Annotated in this window: 19 protein-coding genes; 10 read left to right on the top strand and 9 right to left on the bottom strand. The window is 67.2% G+C overall.

The genetic code is table 11. From position 1 onward, the window contains the following. Positions 1-1,527: a lipopolysaccharide biosynthesis protein gene (locus QLH51_RS15365; protein WP_125659513.1), complete on the bottom strand. Its 1,527-nt coding sequence runs from the start codon at positions 1,525-1,527 to the stop codon at positions 1-3. Positions 1,528-1,719: 192 nt separating this feature from the next. On the opposite strand from QLH51_RS15365, the gene QLH51_RS15370 reads away from it, so the two are divergent. Both QLH51_RS15370 and QLH51_RS15375 read left to right on the top strand, forming a co-directional pair. After that, positions 1,720-2,085 (top strand): DUF305 domain-containing protein, encoded by a 366-nt coding sequence (locus QLH51_RS15370; RefSeq protein ID WP_283514635.1) that lies wholly within the window; start codon positions 1,720-1,722, stop codon positions 2,083-2,085. Between the two features lie 42 nt (positions 2,086-2,127). Then, positions 2,128-2,652, top strand: coding sequence for a hypothetical protein (locus QLH51_RS15375; RefSeq protein WP_125659519.1), 525 nt, complete (start codon positions 2,128-2,130; stop codon positions 2,650-2,652). A gap of 22 nt (positions 2,653-2,674) precedes the next feature. Here QLH51_RS15375 and polA read toward each other — a convergent pair whose 3' ends face one another. After that, positions 2,675-5,434, bottom strand: coding sequence for a DNA polymerase I (gene polA, locus QLH51_RS15380; protein ID WP_125659522.1), 2,760 nt, complete (start codon positions 5,432-5,434; stop codon positions 2,675-2,677). 114 nt (positions 5,435-5,548) lie between these two features. Here polA and QLH51_RS15385 point away from each other — a divergent pair, with 114 nt between their 5' ends. The 3 genes from QLH51_RS15385 to QLH51_RS15395 all read left to right on the top strand — a co-directional run bounded on the left by QLH51_RS15385 (position 5,549) and on the right by QLH51_RS15395 (position 7,349). Beyond that, the gene (locus tag QLH51_RS15385) at positions 5,549-6,295 is read left to right on the top strand and encodes an eCIS core domain-containing protein (RefSeq protein ID WP_125659525.1); all 747 of its coding nucleotides are present in this window, start codon (positions 5,549-5,551) and stop codon (positions 6,293-6,295) included. After that, a complete protein-coding gene (locus tag QLH51_RS15390) occupies positions 6,285-6,689 on the top strand; it encodes a hypothetical protein (RefSeq protein ID WP_125659528.1) in 405 nt (134 codons plus the stop codon). The genes QLH51_RS15385 and QLH51_RS15390 overlap by 11 nt, the downstream gene beginning before the upstream one ends. A gap of 165 nt (positions 6,690-6,854) precedes the next feature. Continuing rightward, positions 6,855-7,349, top strand: coding sequence for a TlpA family protein disulfide reductase (locus QLH51_RS15395; RefSeq protein WP_125659531.1), 495 nt, complete (start codon positions 6,855-6,857; stop codon positions 7,347-7,349). Positions 7,350-7,626: 277 nt separating this feature from the next. Here the strand turns inward: QLH51_RS15395 and typA are convergent, their stop codons facing one another. Beyond that, the gene (gene typA / locus QLH51_RS15400) at positions 7,627-9,471 is read right to left on the bottom strand and encodes a translational GTPase TypA (RefSeq protein ID WP_125659534.1); all 1,845 of its coding nucleotides are present in this window, start codon (positions 9,469-9,471) and stop codon (positions 7,627-7,629) included. Positions 9,472-9,860: 389 nt separating this feature from the next. On the opposite strand from typA, the gene QLH51_RS15405 reads away from it, so the two are divergent. The 3 genes from QLH51_RS15405 (at position 9,861) to QLH51_RS15415 (ending at position 12,200) form a co-directional block, all read left to right on the top strand. Further along, the gene (locus QLH51_RS15405; RefSeq protein ID WP_125659537.1) at positions 9,861-11,051 is read left to right on the top strand and encodes a toxic anion resistance protein; all 1,191 of its coding nucleotides are present in this window, start codon (positions 9,861-9,863) and stop codon (positions 11,049-11,051) included. Positions 11,052-11,055: 4 nt separating this feature from the next. Further along, the gene (locus QLH51_RS15410; RefSeq protein ID WP_125659540.1) at positions 11,056-11,754 is read left to right on the top strand and encodes a hypothetical protein; all 699 of its coding nucleotides are present in this window, start codon (positions 11,056-11,058) and stop codon (positions 11,752-11,754) included. Between the two features lie 167 nt (positions 11,755-11,921). Beyond that, the gene (locus tag QLH51_RS15415; RefSeq protein ID WP_125659543.1) at positions 11,922-12,200 is read left to right on the top strand and encodes a hypothetical protein; all 279 of its coding nucleotides are present in this window, start codon (positions 11,922-11,924) and stop codon (positions 12,198-12,200) included. A gap of 114 nt (positions 12,201-12,314) precedes the next feature. Here the strand turns inward: QLH51_RS15415 and QLH51_RS15420 are convergent, their stop codons facing one another. The 6 genes from QLH51_RS15420 to QLH51_RS15445 form a co-directional block, all read right to left on the bottom strand. Continuing rightward, a complete protein-coding gene (locus QLH51_RS15420; protein ID WP_125659546.1) occupies positions 12,315-13,055 on the bottom strand; it encodes an energy transducer TonB in 741 nt (246 codons plus the stop codon). A gap of 165 nt (positions 13,056-13,220) precedes the next feature. Then, positions 13,221-14,006 carry a 3'(2'),5'-bisphosphate nucleotidase CysQ gene (locus tag QLH51_RS15425; RefSeq protein WP_125659549.1) on the bottom strand — a complete coding sequence of 262 codons (786 nt, stop codon included), beginning with the start codon at positions 14,004-14,006 and terminating at the stop codon, positions 13,221-13,223. Beyond that, entirely contained in the window at positions 13,999-15,345 is a 1,347-nt protein-coding gene (locus tag QLH51_RS15430; protein WP_125659552.1) for a TldD/PmbA family protein, read from the bottom strand. Before QLH51_RS15430 ends, QLH51_RS15425 begins: the two co-directional genes overlap by 8 nt. Positions 15,346-15,383: 38 nt before the next feature. Continuing rightward, on the bottom strand, positions 15,384-16,298 hold the full coding sequence (ubiA, locus tag QLH51_RS15435; RefSeq protein WP_125659555.1) for a 4-hydroxybenzoate octaprenyltransferase: 915 nt from the start codon (positions 16,296-16,298) through the stop codon (positions 15,384-15,386). 16 nt (positions 16,299-16,314) lie between these two features. Next, positions 16,315-16,572, bottom strand: a complete 258-nt coding sequence (locus QLH51_RS15440; RefSeq protein WP_125659557.1) for a hypothetical protein — start codon at positions 16,570-16,572, stop codon at positions 16,315-16,317. A 284-nt stretch (positions 16,573-16,856) separates the two neighbouring features. Next, positions 16,857-17,069: a hypothetical protein gene (locus QLH51_RS15445; protein WP_125659562.1), complete on the bottom strand. Its 213-nt coding sequence runs from the start codon at positions 17,067-17,069 to the stop codon at positions 16,857-16,859. 106 nt (positions 17,070-17,175) lie between these two features. Here QLH51_RS15445 and QLH51_RS15450 point away from each other — a divergent pair, with 106 nt between their 5' ends. Both QLH51_RS15450 and QLH51_RS15455 read left to right on the top strand, forming a co-directional pair. Beyond that, the gene (locus QLH51_RS15450; protein WP_125659565.1) at positions 17,176-17,451 is read left to right on the top strand and encodes a hypothetical protein; all 276 of its coding nucleotides are present in this window, start codon (positions 17,176-17,178) and stop codon (positions 17,449-17,451) included. Beyond that, on the top strand, positions 17,451-17,765 hold the full coding sequence (locus tag QLH51_RS15455) for a DMT family transporter (RefSeq protein ID WP_125659568.1): 315 nt from the start codon (positions 17,451-17,453) through the stop codon (positions 17,763-17,765). Before QLH51_RS15450 ends, QLH51_RS15455 begins: the two co-directional genes overlap by 1 nt. Positions 17,766-17,806: the final 41 nt, after the last annotated feature.

The raw sequence follows: 17,806 nt of genomic DNA on the forward strand, positions 1-17,806 counted from the left end.
TCAGACCTTGTACCGGTCGGTCGGCAGCTGCGCCTCGCTCGCCGCCGCGCTCTTGTGGAACAGCGCCCTGTCCTCCGGCCGGAATGCCCAACGCCACAGGATGGCGAAATAGGTCGCGAGGATCAGGGGTATGCCGAACAGCATCTCGGCCCATTCGAACCGTTTGGGCAGTTGCATGATCGCCGACCCGACCAGCGTCGCGGCCAGCACCGCCCACACGAACGCCGGGCGGAAATCGCGCACGCTGTGCCCCAGCAGCTTCGACAACAGCCCCGACTTGATGACCGATCCCAGCGCCACCGACGTGCACAGCGCCATCGCCGGGCCGACCGCGGCATAGTTTTGCGGCAGGCCGATCCTGCGCATCAGCATCACCAGCGCGAAGCTCAGCAGGACTTGGAACGTCAGCAGCCCGATCGAGATCATCAGGTTGCGATGCCGCGCGATATAGACCAGCGCCGCTTCCGACACCGCGCCCTTGGCCGCCAGCACCTCGGCGACCAGCAGGAACGACAGCGCGCCCGCGCCGCTGACGAACTCGCGCCCGACCACGCCCATCACCCCCGATGCCGGGATGCTGCCGGCCAGCGCCAGCGCCGCCTGCGCGGTGATGATCCAGAAGCCGACCTGCCGCACCTGCCGCGCGACCGCCCCCTTGTCGTCCGCCGCCAGGCTGTGGGTGATGACCGGGCCCAGCACCGGATCGAAGCTCGTCTTGAGCTTCTGCGGCAGCGAGGCGACCTGCTGCGCCATGTAATAGATGCCGACGATCGCCGGCCCGAACAACAGCCCCAGGATGAAGCGGTCGACGTTGCGCGTGCCCCATTCGATCGCATCGGCCCCGGCCAGCGGCATGTTGCGCTTCACCAGCGCCAGCATCGGGCGCAGGTGCGGCGACCAGCCATGGGGCAGGCCATAGCTGCGCACGAACGGCACGATCGACGCGACCAGCGCCGCCGCCATCGCCAGGACGTAGCTCATGATAAGCCCGTCGCGCGTCGAATAGTAGCTGAGGCCCCATGCCGCGATCGAGATCGTCCATGGCTCGACCACCGCCCGCGCGGTCACCGCCGCCTTTACGTTCAGCCGATAGGCCAGCGCGGCGAGGCTGACGTCGGACCACGCGATCGCGAACACGATCAGCGGCAACAGCCGTTCGAACCCGATCACCTCGCTGTTCGGATACATGATCTGCGGGAACACGAACAACACCGCGCTCGCCGCGACCGACAGGATGAACGCGACCGCCAGCGCGTCCCACACGACATGCGCGTGCGGCCGGTCGGTCGACGACAGCGCCTGCGCCAGCCCGCGCTTGAGCCCCAGCGTCGCGATCAGCGCCGCCAGTTCGACCACCAGCACCGCCAGCGCGAACCGCCCGACGATCTCCGGGCCATAGATTCGCCCGGCGATGAACAGGAACGGCAACCGCGCGACCAGCCGCAGGACGAAGCCGAACACGTTCGTCCGCCCACCCTTGGCCAGGGCGGCGATGTCGTCGGTCGGCGGGGTCGGCGCGTCGGTCATGCGGCGCGCGAAGGGCGGTTCATCGCGGCCTCTTACGCCACGGCGCTGGCAGGCCAAAGCCCCTTGTGCGCTTTGGCTGCCGGGTGCGGCTTGCGGGCAACGGTCGGGGGCGGGAACGATCTGCCGCGCCGTTCCTTGGACCGTCAACCGCGACGGAGACGATGGATGAAAGCAGCCGCGACGATCCTCACCTTGACCCTGCTGGCCGCCTGTTCGCAGCAGCCCACGCCCGGTAACGCTGCCGAACGCCACGACGCCATGTCGCACGATGCAATGATGTCCCCCACCGCCAGCGATGCCGAAGCGACACGGGGCTACAAGCAATCGATGGCGGACATGATGACGACGGCCCCGCCCTATACCGGCGACGCCGACATCGACTTCATGCGGCAGATGCGGGTGCACCACATCGCGGCGGTGACGATGGCGCGCACCGAACTGGCGCATGGCAAGGACCCCGAAGCCCGCGCACTGGCGCAGGCGGTCATTAATGCTCAGCAGAAGGAGATCGAGCAGATCGACCGCTGGTTGCGGCAACGGGTCCCTGTCGGAGGATAGAAGACTACTGGCAGCGGCGCGCGATCCGCGACAACATGGCGCATGGACCGCCGCCATCTGCTAGCTCTCGCGCCGTTACTGCCATTCCTCGTCTCGGCACCAGCGGAGGCTTGCAGCTATGGCCTGCTCTCCACGGCGATGTCCGCCCGGCGGCGAAAGATCGTTACGACCTTATTCCAACACTGGTGGAATCGTGATCGTGCGGCCTTCCTGAAAGATTTCAGCGACATCGTGCGATCGGACGGAACGACGACGCCTGCGAAAGAACAAAAGGCGCTGTACCCATCCCGAACGGTTTCAGCCTCCACCATTTCGCTCTTCGACCGGTTCTTTGCCGATGACGGCAAAATGCAGCGCGTCCTGTGGACGCTCGACACGCCCGCCGGCATGATCGTCGCCTGCAACGAGGCCGCCAAGATCGACGACCCGACCGCCTCTTGCTCACCAGAACCGGTCCTACACCTGTTCATGGTCGAGATGTCCGGCCTTACCCTGCAAGCAATGACACACATGGCAACGGCGGCGACGCCCCAGTCTGAAGTCTTTCACATATCAAACGGGGATTAGCGATGCTGAGAGCGCCGCACGCTTAGTGCGCCGCGCCCCAGCTGGCCCCCGTCCCGATCTCCACGCCCAGCGGCACCGTCAGTTGCACCACCGGTTCCGCCGCCGTCTCCATCACCCGGCGGATTACCGGTGTCGCCGCCTCGACCAGCGCCTCGGGCAGTTCGAACACCAGTTCGTCGTGTACCTGCAACAGCATCCGCACCTCGCCCAGCCCCGCCTCGGCCAGTGCCGGCCCCATCCGCGCCATCGCCCGCTTGATGATGTCCGCGCTGGTCCCCTGGATCGGGGCGTTGATCGCGGCGCGTTCGGCGCCCTGCCGTTCGTGCTGCCCCTTCGACGCGATGCGCGGGAAATGCGTCTTGCGCCCGAACAGCGTCGTGGTGAACCCGGTCGTCCTGACACTCTGCGTCGTCTCGGCGATATAGCGGTTGATGCCGGGGAAGCGGTCGAAATATCGGTCGATCATCGACTGCGCCTCGTCCGCGCTCACGTCCAGCCGCCCGGCCAGCCCCCAGCGGCTGATGCCGTACAGGATCGCGAAGTTGATCGTCTTGGCCCGGCCGCGCGTGTCGCGGTTGACCTCGCCGAACAGCTCTTTTGCCGTGATGCTGTGGATGTCGTCGCCGCGTTCGAACGCGTCGCGCAACTGCGCCACGTCGGCGATGTGCGCGGCCAGCCGCAGCTCGATCTGCGAATAGTCGGCCGCGAGGATGACGTTGCCGGGCTCCGCCACGAACGCATCGCGGATCTGCCGCCCGACTTCGGTGCGGATCGGGATGTTCTGCAAATTCGGATCGGTCGACGACAGCCGCCCGGTCTGCGCGCCGGTCAGGCTGTACGACGTGTGCACCCGCCCGGTCGCCGGGTTGATCTGCGCCTGCAACGCATCGGTATAGGTGCTTTTCAGCTTCGACAGCTGCCGCCAGTCGAGCACCTTGGCCGCGATCACCGCACCCGGCGAATCCTTGTCGGCGGCGATCCGCTCCAGCTCGTTGACGTCGGTCGAATAGACGCCCGACTTGCCCTTGCGTCCGCCCTTGATCCCCAGCGTCACGAACAGCACGTCGCCCAGCTGTTTCGGCGATCCGATGGTGAACTTCGTGCCGGCCAGTTCATGGATTTCCGTCTCCAGCGCGGCGATCCGCGCGGAAAAATCCTCCGACAGCTTCGCCAGCACGGCCGCATCGACCTTGATCCCGGCCTGCTCCATGTCGGCGATCACGCGCACCAGCGGCCGGTCGACCATTTCGTACACCCGCGTCGCCGCTTCATACGGCAGCCGCGGCTTGAACCGCCGCCACAGCCTGAGCGTCACATCGGCATCCTCGGCGGCGTAGCGGGTCGCGGTCTTCAGGTCGATCTCGCCGAAGCCGACCTGTTTCTTCCCCGTGCCCACCACATCCTTGTACGCGATGCAGCTGTGCTGGAGGTGCGTTGCCGCCAGCTCGTCCATGCCATGCCCGTGCAGTCCGGCGTCGAGCGCAAAGCTCATCACGATCGTGTCGTCATAGGGCGCGACCGCAACGCCGGCGCGGGCCAGCACGATCATGTCGTATTTCAGATTGTGGCCGATCTTCAGGACGTCGGGGTCCTCGAACAACGCTTTGAGTGTCGCCAGCACCGCATCGCGCGGCAACTGTTCGGGCTTTTCGGCGAACATGTCGGTGCCGCCATGGCCTACGGGCACATAGCAGGCGAGGTTCGGGTGCAGCGCCATGCTGATCCCGACCAGCTCGGCGCGCGTCGCGTCCAGCCCCGTCGTCTCGGTATCGATCGCGACCCACCCCTGATGCCGCGCCACCTGGACCCAGCGGTCGAGCGCCTCCTGCGTCACCACCGTCTCGTACGCGTCATGGTCGCACGACGGTTCGTCGTCCTGCGCCACCGGCGCGGTCGGGCTTTCCACCGGGGCATCGGCGACCGCACTGAGCTTGGTCAGCAGCGTGCGGAATCCATGATGTTCGAGGAATGCGCGCAACGGCGCCTCCGGTATCCCCTGCAATGCCAGCGCGTCGAGCGGTTCGGGCAGGCCACCATCGCATTTCAGCGTCACCAGCACCTTCGACAGCCGCGCAGCATCGGCATGGTCGATCAGATTGTCGCGCAGCTTGCCCTTCTTCATCTCGGGCGCGGCGGCCAGCACCGCCTCCAGATCGCCATGCTCGTTGATGAGCTTGGCGGCGGTCTTCGGCCCGACCCCGGGCACGCCGGGTACGTTGTCGACGCTGTCGCCCATCAGCGCCAGCACGTCGCCCAGCTTGTCCGGCGTCACGCCGAACTTCTCGACCACATGCTGCGGGCCGAGCGTGCGGTTGTTCATCGTGTCGAGCATGTCGACCGACGGATCGGTCATCAACTGCATCAGGTCCTTGTCGGAACTGACGATCGTCACCGCCCAGCCCTGCGCCTGCGCCGCCTGCGTATAGCAGGCGATGATGTCGTCGGCCTCCAGCCCTTCCTCCTCGATGCACGGCAGGCTGAACGCCCGCGTCGCGTCGCGGATCATCGGGAACTGCGGCACCAGATCCTCGGGCGGCGGCGGCCGGTGCGCCTTGTACTGGTCGTACAGGTCGTTGCGGAACGTCTTCGACGACTTGTCGAGGATCACCGCCATGTGCGTCGGCCCGTCGGCCTTGTGCAGCGCATCGGCCAGCTTCCACAGCATCGTGGTATAGCCATAGACCGCCCCCACCGGCTCGCCATGCTGGTTGGTCAGCGGCGGCAGCCGGTGATAGGCGCGAAAGATATAGCCGGAGCCGTCGACGAGATAGAGATGGGGCATGGCCGGGGGATAGCAGCGCGGGCGGGGCTGCGCGAGTGGAGACATCGCCCCGACGGAACGCCGCGCCGGTTCCGGCGTAGTAGTCTCGGTCTCACGGCTTGAGGGAACTGCACGATGATCGATCCGCTGGAGGAATTCCGGCGCGCGGCAGCAGGCGTTCTGGCCCGCATGGAACGACGGTTCGTCGAAAGCGCGCTGGCGCTGCCCGGCTACGTCTTCGACAAGGCAGCGGACGCCACACGAAAAATGGTCGTCAACGAGGTCCAGCAGCGGCTCGACGCCGCGAAGATGCTTTCCCGATTGCCGCACCATCTCGCCGACATGCTGGCGGACAGTTGGCGTGGCCCCGGCGCGCGGATGCTGACGGCGCGGGAACGGCTGCTGATCGTCGACGTGTACGGCCACCGCGCCCGTCCCGACCTGATCCGTATCGTCGACGGACCGGGGCTTTCGGAAATTCCGCGGATCGCGTTCCGGAACAACAATGGCGCAATCACGATCGGCAACACGATCTACCTCAATCCAGCCAGGAAATATCCGACACAGGACCTTACTTCAAAGAAAGGGGAAGGGACTGAACTGCTGATACATGAGGTAATGCATACAATTCAGTATCGTGAACTTGGCTATGCCAGATTCCTGACGCGCTATGGCAACGACATGGCCACCGTGAAAGGCGATGCGAACGAGATGTACAACTATTTCAAACGGCGACGCACCTTTGGCAACGAGATGCTGGAGGGGCAGGCGGAGATGGTTGGCCGCTATCAAGAGCTTCGCGACGTACCCAACCCCAAGCTGGATGGGGTACGCGATGACCTCAGGCGGCGGTTGAAGGGAACGGGACTACATGGTCTATAAGATCGGCATCGCCTTCCTGGCCACGCTGCTCGGCGGCTGCGGACCCGGGAAGATCGAACTGGACGTCTCCGGCACGCGCGACGACCTGCGTTTTTCCGTTGTCAGGCCGGGTGGCGCGGCCGTTTGCGTCAAGAGCCTCTACGTATTTCCGGCTATGCCGGACAATGCTCCATCCAGTTGGACCCTTCTGTTAGCCGACAACCAACGCTGCGCGGATCGCTTTCGCTACGCGGTCGAGGAAAGCGGTTTTGCCGCTGCGGCTCCGCCCGCAGTACTCAAGCCGGGTATTCCATATCGGGTTCGCGCGACCGGCGGCGGGTTTGACGCAGTTCGCGATTTTATCGTGAAACCCGATGGGACGGTGGTGCAGGAAAGGCTGATGGAGGATCAATAAGCGAACCTGCCCGCAGTTTCGTGGTCCCAACGGGGCCTGGCATAGCGACGTCACCGGGTCGGATCGCCCTTTGGCGGAACCCGCCAGTCGATCTTTTCGCTGTCCGGCTCAGCTTGACGCGTTCCCCATTCCGGCGAAAACTCCCCGCCGGGGGGGACGTTATACATGCCGAGATGGATTCTGCCGCTCGCCGCCGCGCTGCTCGCGGCCGCGCCGGCCACCGCGAAGGAACTGAAGGTCGGACAGCCCGCGCCGCCGATCGAACTGACGCTGGCCGACGGTACGAAGACCACCATCGCCGACCATCGCGGCGAGGTGATCGTCGTCAACTTCTGGGCGACGTGGTGCGTGCCGTGCCGCGCCGAACTGCCGCTGCTCGACGCCTATTATCGCAAGATCAGCAAGCACGGCGCCCGCGTCTTCGCGGTGACGACCGAAGGATCGGTGCCGATCTACAAGATGAAGGCGCTGTTCGCCGCGCTGGCGATCACCCCGGCCAAGGGGATCAGGGGCATTCCCCGCGACGTGCCCGCGGTGCCGACCAACTACATCATCGATCGCCGCGGCGTAGTTCGCTACGCCAAGGCAGGCGCGATGGATCTGGACGATCTCAACCGCGAGCTGATCCCGCTGCTGCGGGAAGCACCGCCGGAGAGTTGATAGCCATAATATTGAAACCGCTGGAAGCCGTTCCTGCTGAGTAGGGGCTGAGCGAAGTCGAAGACCCGTATCGAAGCACGCTTAGCGGTCCTTCGATACGGGTCTTCGACAGGCTCAACAGCTACTCAGGACGAACGGACGTCGCAGGATAGCAAACCGCCCCGGAATCGCTTCCAGGACGGTTTGTCTTTCCGGTGGCCCGACGTGGCGAAGCCACGTCGTCGGTCCTTGCCTTGGGCAAGGCCGGCCGGGCGAGCCTTGTTCGGCTCGGCGCAGCTTACGCTGCAGCCTTGGCCCGGCTCGCCTTCTTGCGCTCGTGCGGGTCCAGATGCCGCTTGCGCAGACGGATGTTCTTCGGCGTCACCTCGACCATCTCGTCGTCGTCGATATACGCAATCGCCTGTTCCAGCGTCATCTTCTTCGGCGGGGTCAGGCGGATCGCGTCGTCCTTGCCGCCCGATGCGCGGAAGTTCGTCAGCTGCTTCGCCTTCATCGGATTGACCTCGAGGTCATCCGTCTTGGCGTTCTCGCCGATGATCATGCCCTCGTACAGCGCCTCGCCGTGGCCCACGAACAGGATGCCGCGCTCTTCGAGCGGACCCAGCGCATAGCCCTGCGCTTCGCCGGCACCGTTCGAGATCAGCACGCCGTTCTTGCGGCCTTCGATCTGGCCCTTGTGCGGACCGTACTTCTCGAACAGCCGGTTCATGATGCCGGTGCCGCGCGTGTCCGACAGGAACTCGCCGTGATAACCGATCATGCCGCGCGACGGCGCGGAGAAGGTGATGCGGGTCTTGCCGCCGCCCGACGGGCGCATGTCGGTCATCTCGGCCTTGCGCAGGTTCATCTTCTCGACGACCGTGCCCGAATGTTCCTCGTCGACGTCGATGATGACGGTTTCGTACGGCTCGGTCTTCTTGCCGTCCTCGTCCTCGCCGAACAGCACGCGCGGGCGGCTGATGCCCAGCTCGAACCCTTCGCGGCGCATCGTTTCGATCAGCACACCCAGCTGCAATTCGCCGCGGCCCGCGACTTCATAGCTGTCGCGATCGGCCGCCTCTGTCACCTTCACGGCGACGTTCGATTCGGCTTCGCGGAACAGGCGGTCGCGGATCATCCGCGACGTTACCTTGGTGCCCTCGCGACCCGCCATCGGCGAATCGTTGACGGCGAAACGCATCGACAGCGTCGGCGGATCGATCGGCTGCGCGTGCAGCGGCTCGGTGACCTGCGGGTCGCAGATCGTGTTCGACACGGTGGCCACGGTCAGGCCGGCCAGCGAAATGATGTCGCCCGCCTTGGCTTCGTCGACCGGCACGCGGTCGAGCCCGCGGAACGACATGATCTTCGACGCGCGGCCGGTCTCGACGACGTTGCCGTCATTGTCGAGCGCGTGGATCGGCTGGTTCAGCTTCACCGTGCCCGAATTGACGCGCCCGGTCAGGATGCGACCGAGGAAGTTGTCGCGGTCCAGCAGCGTGACGAGGAAGGTGAACGGCACGTCCTCCACTTCCACCTTCGGCGCCGGCACGTGGCTGACGATCGTCTCGAACATCGGGATCAGCGTGCCTTCGCGCGCGTCCATGTCGGTCGAGGCATAGCCGTTGCGGCCCGACGCATAGAGCACCGGGAAGTCGAGCTGTTCGTCGTTGGCGTCCAGCGACACGAACAGGTCGAACACCTCGTCCAGCACTTCCTGGATGCGCGCGTCGCTGCGGTCGACCTTGTTGACGACGACGATGGGCTTGAGGCCCAGCGCCAGCGCCTTGCCGGTCACGAACTTCGTCTGCGGCATCGCGCCTTCCGACGAATCGACCAGCAGGACGACGCCGTCGACCATCGACAGGATGCGTTCCACCTCGCCGCCGAAATCGGCGTGGCCCGGCGTGTCGACGATGTTGATGCGGATCGATTCATCGCTGCCCGGCGGGGTCCAGTCGACCGAGGTCGGCTTGGCGAGAATGGTGATCCCGCGCTCCTTTTCGAGGTCGTTCGAATCCATCGCGCGTTCCTCGACGCGCTGGTTGTCGCGGAACGTGCCGGACTGACGGAACAACTGATCGACGAGCGTGGTTTTGCCGTGATCGACGTGGGCGATGATCGCCACGTTGCGAAGGCTCATGCTATTTCCTGGATCATGCGGGAGTGCAATTGGCCGCGCGCTTAGCGTATTTCATGGCGGTTCGGAAGTCCCCCCTTTGCTGCGCTGCGGCGTGGGGATTCGAAGAAAAGGTGGTTCACGCGGAGGCGCGGAGGCGCGGAGGATGTGCGACAAGGACAAACCTCTTCCGCGAAGCGGCTGTATCGCTCGGGGTGCAGCAAGCGAAGACGTCTCCCGATCGCGAATGCTCCTCCGCGAACGCCCCTTCTCCGCGCCTCCGCGCCTCCGCGCGAACCAAATTCCTTCTTCTCGCAGCCTGTTGACCGCCACGAAACTGTATTATTCCAACAGCACACTTGAACCGCCCCCCGTTCCCCGCCATCAATGGAAGGAGGACCGCTGGAGGACGTATGGCGACGCAGACTGAAGAACCCGCGCTGGTGCTGACCCCGCCCGATCCGGTGCCGACCGTCGCCCCGGCGAAGGCCGCCGGGCTGGTTCCGGTCGACGATACCAAGCGCACCGAATTGCAGCGCCGCGTCGACGACTTCATCGACCAGCTGGTCGCGCAGGACGCGAACTCGCCCGAATTCGGCAAGCGTGTCGACGCGATCAGCAATTTGGGCGCCCGCGAGATCCGCGAGGCCGCCGGCCAGTCGAACCGCTTCCTCGACCGTCCGGTCAAGGCGATGGACCAGGAATCGGGCGTCGGCGCCGATCTCGCGCAACTGCGCCGCACGATCGAGGACCTCGATCCAGGCAAGCAGGGCAATCTGCTGGAGCCCAGGAAGCTGTTCGGCATGATCCCGTTCGGCAACAAGGTCCGCGACTATTTCGACGGGTACAAGTCCGCGCAAAGCCACATCGCCTCGATCCTCAAGCGGCTCCAGTCCGGCAAGGACGAACTGCTGATGGACAATGCCGCCATCGACACCGAACGCGCCAATCTGTGGACCGCCATGGGCCGCCTCGAACAGATGATCTATCTGTCGAAGGAAATGGACCAGAAGCTGGAGGACCGCGCCAACGAACTCGACCACAGCGACCCGGCCAAGGCGAAGGCGATCCGCGAAACCGCGCTGTTCTACGTGCGCCAGCGCAGCCAGGACCTGCTGACGCAGATGGCGGTGACGGTGCAGGGCTATCTCGCGCTCGATCTGGTCAAGAAGAACAATGTCGAGCTGGTGAAGGGTGTCGACCGCGCCAGCACCACGACCGTCGGCGCGCTGCGCACCGCGGTGACCGTCGCACAGGCGCTGACCAACCAGAGGCTGGTGCTGGATCAGATCACCGCGCTCAACACCACCACCGCCAACATCATCGATTCGACCGGCAAGCTGCTGCGCAGCCAGACCGCGACGATCCACGAACAGGCGGCGGCATCGACCATTCCGGTCGAGGTGCTGCAACGCGCGTTCCAGAACGTCTACGACACGATGGACGCGATCGACACCTTCAAGCTCAAGGCGCTGGATTCGATGAAGACCACCATCGGCACCCTGTCCAACGAGGTCGAGAAGTCGCGCGGCTATATCGCCCGTGCCGAGGGCGCGTCGCAGAATGCGCAGGGCGGCGAGACCTTCAAGCTGGAGGCGATGTAACGCGATGTCGCGCAGCGACGAAGTCCTCGAACGCGCCAACCTGACGCTGGAGCGCGCGCGTGAGCGTCACGGCGTCGTCGCCCCGCGCGCGCGTCGCCGGCGCGAGGCGGAGGTGCTGCACCGCCTCGGCCGCATCGCCGCCGCCGACGGCGCGATCATCGTCGCCGCGCTGGTCATCGGCTGGTTCGTGCCGCTGGGGCTGGGCGGCGCGATGATCGTCATGGCGCTGCTGATCGCCGCCACCGCGCTGTTCGCGCTGATGCCGGTCACGCGCGAGGTCGCGGTCGAACAGCTGGTGCAGGCACCGATCAAGTCCTTGCCGTCACAGACCGAACGCTGGCTCGCGACCCAGCGCCCCGCCCTCCCCGCGCCCGCGATCACGCTGGCCGACGCGATCGGGGTGAAGCTCGACACGCTGTCGGGCCAGCTCGCCACGCTGCCCGACGACGAACCGGCGGCGGCCGAAGTCCGCAAGCTGGTCGGCGAACAGCTCCCCGAACTGGTGCGCGGCTATCAGCGCGTGCCCGAACCGCTCCGCCGCGTCGAACGCAACGGCCGCACCCCCGACCAGCAACTGGTCGACGGGTTGAAGATCATCGACGACGAGATCGCGGCGATGACCCGCCAGCTGGCGCAGGGCGATCTGGACAGCCTCGCGACCCGCGAACGGTTCTTGCAGATCAAGTATCAGGGAGAGGAATAGGCAGCGCCCATTCCGCCCGCCGGACTACGGCTTGATCCATCCGTATGGAAACGTCACCCCAGCGAAGGCTGGGGTCTCCATCGGCTCCTGCTGCGCGCTACCACCGGGAGATCCCAGCCTTCGCCGGGATGACGCCCGGTTCAAACAGGATGGATCAGACTTTGGCGATGAGCAACCTGCATCTTCCCGGAAACGCCCCGACGATCGTCAGCGACCGGCTGGTCTTGCGCAACCCGCTCGGGCGTAACCTGCCAGCGATCGCATCCGTCGTCGCTTTCCGTCAAAACGCGGATCCGCTCCACCACCGTCATTCCCGCGCAGGCGGGAAGCCCTACACGCTGACGTCCGTGATGGCCCCGCAACCGCTGCGTCTATCGTTCCCCGTCTGCGCGGGGATGACCGAGGTGCGCAGGAATGGTTTTCCTACAAGCCGGCAATCAGCCTAACCTGCGCGCCGCTCTTTCTCACCGTCCGCTCCCACGCCACTTGCCACCCGCAAGCCGCACGTGACGCAAAACGCGCACGAGTGTGACTTTCGTGACCTTTGGCGGAAAACCGCGCTATTCGCGCTCGCGTTCGACGTTCCAGTAATGCCGCTGAACCATCACCGAAGACACCGGCCGGCCCCGCCCGTCCAGCGACGGACGGAAGCGAAAGGCGCGTTCGATCTGGCGACACGTGGCGATATCGATCGCGCGGTTGCCGCTTGATCGCCGGATGCGGCAGTCGCTGGCACGCCCGTTCGGCTCGACGACATAATCGACCTCGACCGACCCTTCGAAGCCATTCTCCTCCAGCTCGGCCGGCAGGCGCGCGCCCTGTAGCGACCCGCCGATCTGTTCGGGCGGCGTGTCGCCCCCGCCGCCGCCATCGCCGTCCCCCTGACCGCCGCTGCCAGGGCCATCGCCGACCCCGCCCGCCCCGGTGCCCGGCCCGACCGTGTCGGTCGCGCCCGACGACGCATCGTTGCCCGGACCCGCGACCGGCGCGGTGACGACCGGGGGCGGGACCGGCAGCGGCACGACCGGCGGCGTCGCGACGATCTCGGTCGCCTTCGACCGGATATTGGGCGGCGCGGCACGCCCCTCGGGCCGGCCCTGCCGCACGACCTGCGGCACCGGCGGCGGAGGCGGCGGATCGGGCGGCGGCGGCACGATGTCGAACGTCGCCAGCGCACTCTGCGCCGTCCGCGCGACATCCACCCCCAGCCCGACGATCAGCGCCCAGCCGAGCAGGACGTGCAGCAATATCGTCACGCCCATCGCGCCGATGCGGCTCCGGTCGGGCAGGGTCGTCGTCATCGCCATGGTGCTGGCACAACGTGGATGAATGGCGGGTGATCCGGGTTGACCGATAGAAGTCGTATCCCCGCGAAGGCGGGGATCCAGGGTCAAGAACGCGGCGGTAGTAAACCTGGCTCTGGATCCCCGCCTTCGCGGGGATACGATCAAAATGACGGAGGGGATTTACCGCTTCCCCAACGCCACGATCGCCCGGTCGCGCAGCCGCTCGACCGCCGCGGCATGGATGCCCGGCGCCGCCGCCATCACCCCGAAGAACTGCGGCCGCGGCTGGTTGAAGCGCAGCTTGCGCCCGATCGCGTCGGTCACCGTCGCCCCCGCCTCGCGCGCGATCAGGATGCTGGCCGCCACGTCCCATTCGTTGCCCCAGCGCAGCGTCGCGAGAAAATCGGCCTCGCCCGCCGCGACCATCGCCATGCGCAGCGCGATCGAATTGGGTTTCGCCACCATCAGCAGGTCGCGGTCCGCCTTGGGCAGCGCATCGACCGGCGTCCGGCTGCCGGCGAAGTCGGTACGCGTACTCACCGCCAGCCGCTCGCCGTTCAGCCCCGCGCCCTGCCCGGCGGCCGCGGTCCAGCGCTGCCGCCGCACCGGCGCGTCGAGCACGCCCAGCACCGGCTGCCCGTCCTCGATCAGCGCGACCGACACCGCCCAGCCATCGCGCCCGCGAACATAGTCGCGCGTGCCGTCGATCGGATCGACGATCCACACCTGCCGCCGCGCCAGCCGCACGGCATCGTCGGCGCTCTCCTCCGACAACCATCCCGCATCGGGCAGCAGCGCGGTCAGCCGCCGGTGCAGCAGCCGGTCGACCGACAGGTCGATCTCGCACACCGGATTGCCCGGCGCCTTTTCCCACGTCTCGAAATCCCCGCGCCAGCTCGCCAGCGCCAGCGCCGCCGCCTCCCCGGCGATGGCGGTCACCTGTTCGAGCAGGCCGGGGTCAGCCACCCGCCACCGTCATGCCATCGACCCGGATCGTCGGCACGTTGACGCCCTGCCGATGCTCGAGGTCGCCCGCGGCGGTGATCGACGCCAGCATCGGGCGCAGGTTGCCGGCGATGGTGATCCCCGACACCGGCCGCGTGATCTCGCCGCCCTCGATCAGGAAGCCCGACGCGCCGCGGCTGTAATCGCCGGTCACGCCGTTCACCCCCTGCCCGATCAGTTCGGTCACCAGCACGCCGCGCGCGATCCCGCCGATCAGCGCCTCGCGCGATCCCGCCCCGCCGGCCAGGTGGACATTGCCGGTGGTCACCCCCGGCGGACCGCCCAAGCCCCGCGAGGCATGGCCGGTCGGCTCCAGCCCCAACTGCCGCGCCGACGCGCTGTCGAGCAGCCACGTCTGCAACACCCCGCGTTCGACCAGCGCCATCGGCGACACCGGCAACCCCTCGCCATCGAACGGCCGCGCGCGCAGCCCATGCGGGCGGTGCGGGTCGTCGATGATCGACAGCCCTTCCGGCAGGATCGCATGGCCCAGCTGCTCGCGCAGGAAGCTGGTCCCGCGCGCGATCGACGGGCCGGAAATCGCGCCCAGCACATAGCCGATCATGCTGCCGCCGACGCGGGTGTCGAACACCACCGGCATCGCCCCGCCGTCGATCTTCACCGGGTTCAGCCGCGCGACCGCGCGCTCGCCCGCGCGCCGTCCGACGATCTCCGGCGCCTCCAGCATCATGCGGTGTCGCGCCGAGTGATGGGCATGGTCGCGCTGCATCGCCGCGCCCTCGCCCGCCAGCACGCTCGCCGAAATGCCGTGGCTGGTGACCGCATAGCCCTGTGCGAAGCCATGGCTGGTGGCGAAGGCGACGACCGCACGGCTGTAGCCGGCCGACCCGCCCTCCGAATTGCTCACCCCCGCGACCGATCGCGCGGCATCCTCCACCGCCAGCGCCGCCTCGCGCAGCAGCGGTGGCGCGACGTCGCCGCCAGCGTCGAGGTCGAGCAGCGGCGGCGCGCCGCGCAGCAGCCGATCGGCCGGGGCCAGGCCTGCCCAGCGATCCTCGGGCGCGGCGCGCGCCATCGCCACCACCCGCTGCGCCAACGCCGCCAGCCCGCTTTCGGAAAGGTCGGAAGTCGACACGCTGGCCGATCGCTGACCGACGAACACGCGCAGCCCCAGCTCCACGCCTTCCGAGCGGCCGACGTCTTCGAGCTGCCCCAGCCGCACCGACACCGACAGCGCGGTATCGGCGACGAGGATCGCATCGGCGGCATCGGCGCCACAGGCACGGGCACGGGCGATGGCGGACTGGACACGGTCGACGGCGGTTTCGGGCGTAAGCATGGGGGCCAGATGGGAAGTGCGACCCCGCACGGCAACGCTCATGCCGCCTGCCCGACGGTCAACAACCCCAGAAAGAGCAGCAGGCCGGCATCGCGGTTCGACCGGAACCGCCGCAGCGTGTTGGCGCCGTCGTCGGGCCTGAGCGTCGCCACCTGCCACAACAGATGCGCCGCCCCCGGCAGCAGCGCGGCGAGCGCCAGCGGCGTCGGAAACACCCGCCACACCGCGCCCGCCCAGCACGCGATGGCGACGACGTACAGCAGCGTCACGCCGGGCCGCACCCGCCGCCCCATCGCCCGCGCCGACGATCGCACCCCGACCATCGCGTCATCCTCGATATCCTGACACGCATAGATGGTGTCGTAGCCGATCACCCACGCGATCGATCCCGCGTACAACAACGCCAGCGGCGTCCAGTCCTCGACCGCCATCTGCGCCCACGCGACCGGCGCCGCCCAGGAGAACACCATGCCCAGCCATGCCTGCGGCCACCACGTGATCCGCTTCATGAACGGATAGGCCGCGACCAGCACGAGGCTGAGCAACGCGACGATCGCCGCGAGGAAGGTCAGTTGCAGCAACACGACGAACCCGATCAGGCTGAGGACGACCAGCCACGCCCACGCCGCCTTCACCGACACCGCCCCGCTCGCCAGCGGCCGGTTGGCGGTACGCGCCACCTGCCGGTCGAGATCGCGGTCGACGATGTCGTTGTAGACGCAGCCCGCGCCACGCATCGCGATGCTGCCGAGCAGGAACCACAACAGCATGTCCCACCGCTCGACCGCGCGGCCCGACAGCGCCATGGCCCATGCACCGGGCCAGTAGAGCAGCCACCAGCCGATCGGCCGGTCGAACCGGGCGAGCAGCGCGAACGGACGCGCGGCGGCGGGCAGGATCGCGATCAGCCCGCGATGTTCGGTGTCGGCGACGTTGGTGGCGGGCGAGGACATGGCGTCCCTGCTGCCACTAACCGGCGGACTTGCCCAGCCCGATCAGCCCGCCGATGCCGCGAGCGCCGCCGCGACGTTCAGCGCCGGGCGTCGCCGCGATGCCGGTATCGATGATGGCAATCCCCATCCCGCGTCCGGTTGCACCGACACGGTCGGCGGCGTCGGCCTTAGGCACGATGGCGGCATTCGATCGCTCCGCCTCGCCCTGCCCGGCGGTCGCGGCGGCGCTGGTCGCCGTCGGGGTCGGAGCGGGTATCGGCGTGGTCGGGGCCACGACCTCCGTACCGGTCGAACCGCCGCCGCACCCATCCGCCCGTACCGCATGTCCCCGCCCCTTCCAGCGCGTTCGTTACCGTCAGGCAACGGTCGATTGCAGGGCCATGGACATACCGCTGTATCTGAAGGGTCTTCTCGCCGACCTGCGGGAGGCGCCACGGGAGTGCCTTCAAACCGTCCTGCGCAGTCCATCCTCGCCCCGGATCAAGTCCGGGGTGACGACCACGGCGACCTGTCGATCGAGGACGACGACGGCATGGCACCCCGCCGGCAGCCGACAGCTTATTGGCTGGCCGCCTTCTGCGCCTTCGCCTGCTTCGCATAATGATGGTGCATCGCGATGCAGCCGGCGACGGCGCCCAGCTTGCCATGCCCCTTGCCGATCATGTGCCCGCCGACCGCACCGGCGGCGGCACCGCGCAGGCAACCCTTTGCCAGGGCGGGTTGCGCCGCGATCATGGTCAGCGGCAGGGCGATCAATGCAACAAAACGCATCTTCCATCTCCCTCGAACGGAATGTCCGAGGCAGCTTCTACGAGCCGACCATGCGCGGGGTTGCGTTAAACTTTCGTCATGTCGCCGACCCCGCTAACGAAGCGTCATGGACCTCGACCAGCTGCTCCACCATTATTTCGGCACCGCCGATCCCGACACGCTGTCCCCGGACGCGCTCGATGCCGCGCGCGAGCGGATGGCGATCGACTTCGGCGTCACCCGCGATCCCTCGCGCCGCTTTGCGCTGTGGTCGCTGATGGACGCCTTCGGGTTCGCCCCGCCACCGGCCGCTGCCTTTGCCAAGGAACCCGAACTGCGCGCGGCGGCGGACCGCTATCTCGACGCCGCCTACCGGATCGAGCGCGACGGGGCCCCGGGCTGATGCCATGGGTAATGCTGGCCGTCGCCGGGCTGCTCGAGATCGTCTGGGCCTATTACATGAAGCTGTCCGACGGCTTTTCGAAGCCATGGCCGACGCTTGCGACCTTCGTCACGATGTTCGCCAGCTTCGGCCTGTTGTCGCTGGCGATGAAGCAGCTGCCGCTCGGCACCAGCTACATGGTGTGGACCGGCATCGGCGCACTGGGCGCGTTCGTCGTCGGCATCGTCCTGCTGGGGGAAGCGGTCACGCCGATGCGTCTGGTCGCGGCGGCGATGCTGCTGGGCGGGCTGGTGCTGATGAAGCTGGCGTCGTGACCGGCCCCACGCGCCTGCTATAGCCCACCCATGCCCGCTAC

The sequence above is a fragment of the Sphingomonas sp. 2R-10 genome (assembly GCF_030062225.1).
In the GTDB taxonomy this organism is placed as follows: domain Bacteria; phylum Pseudomonadota; class Alphaproteobacteria; order Sphingomonadales; family Sphingomonadaceae; genus Sphingomonas.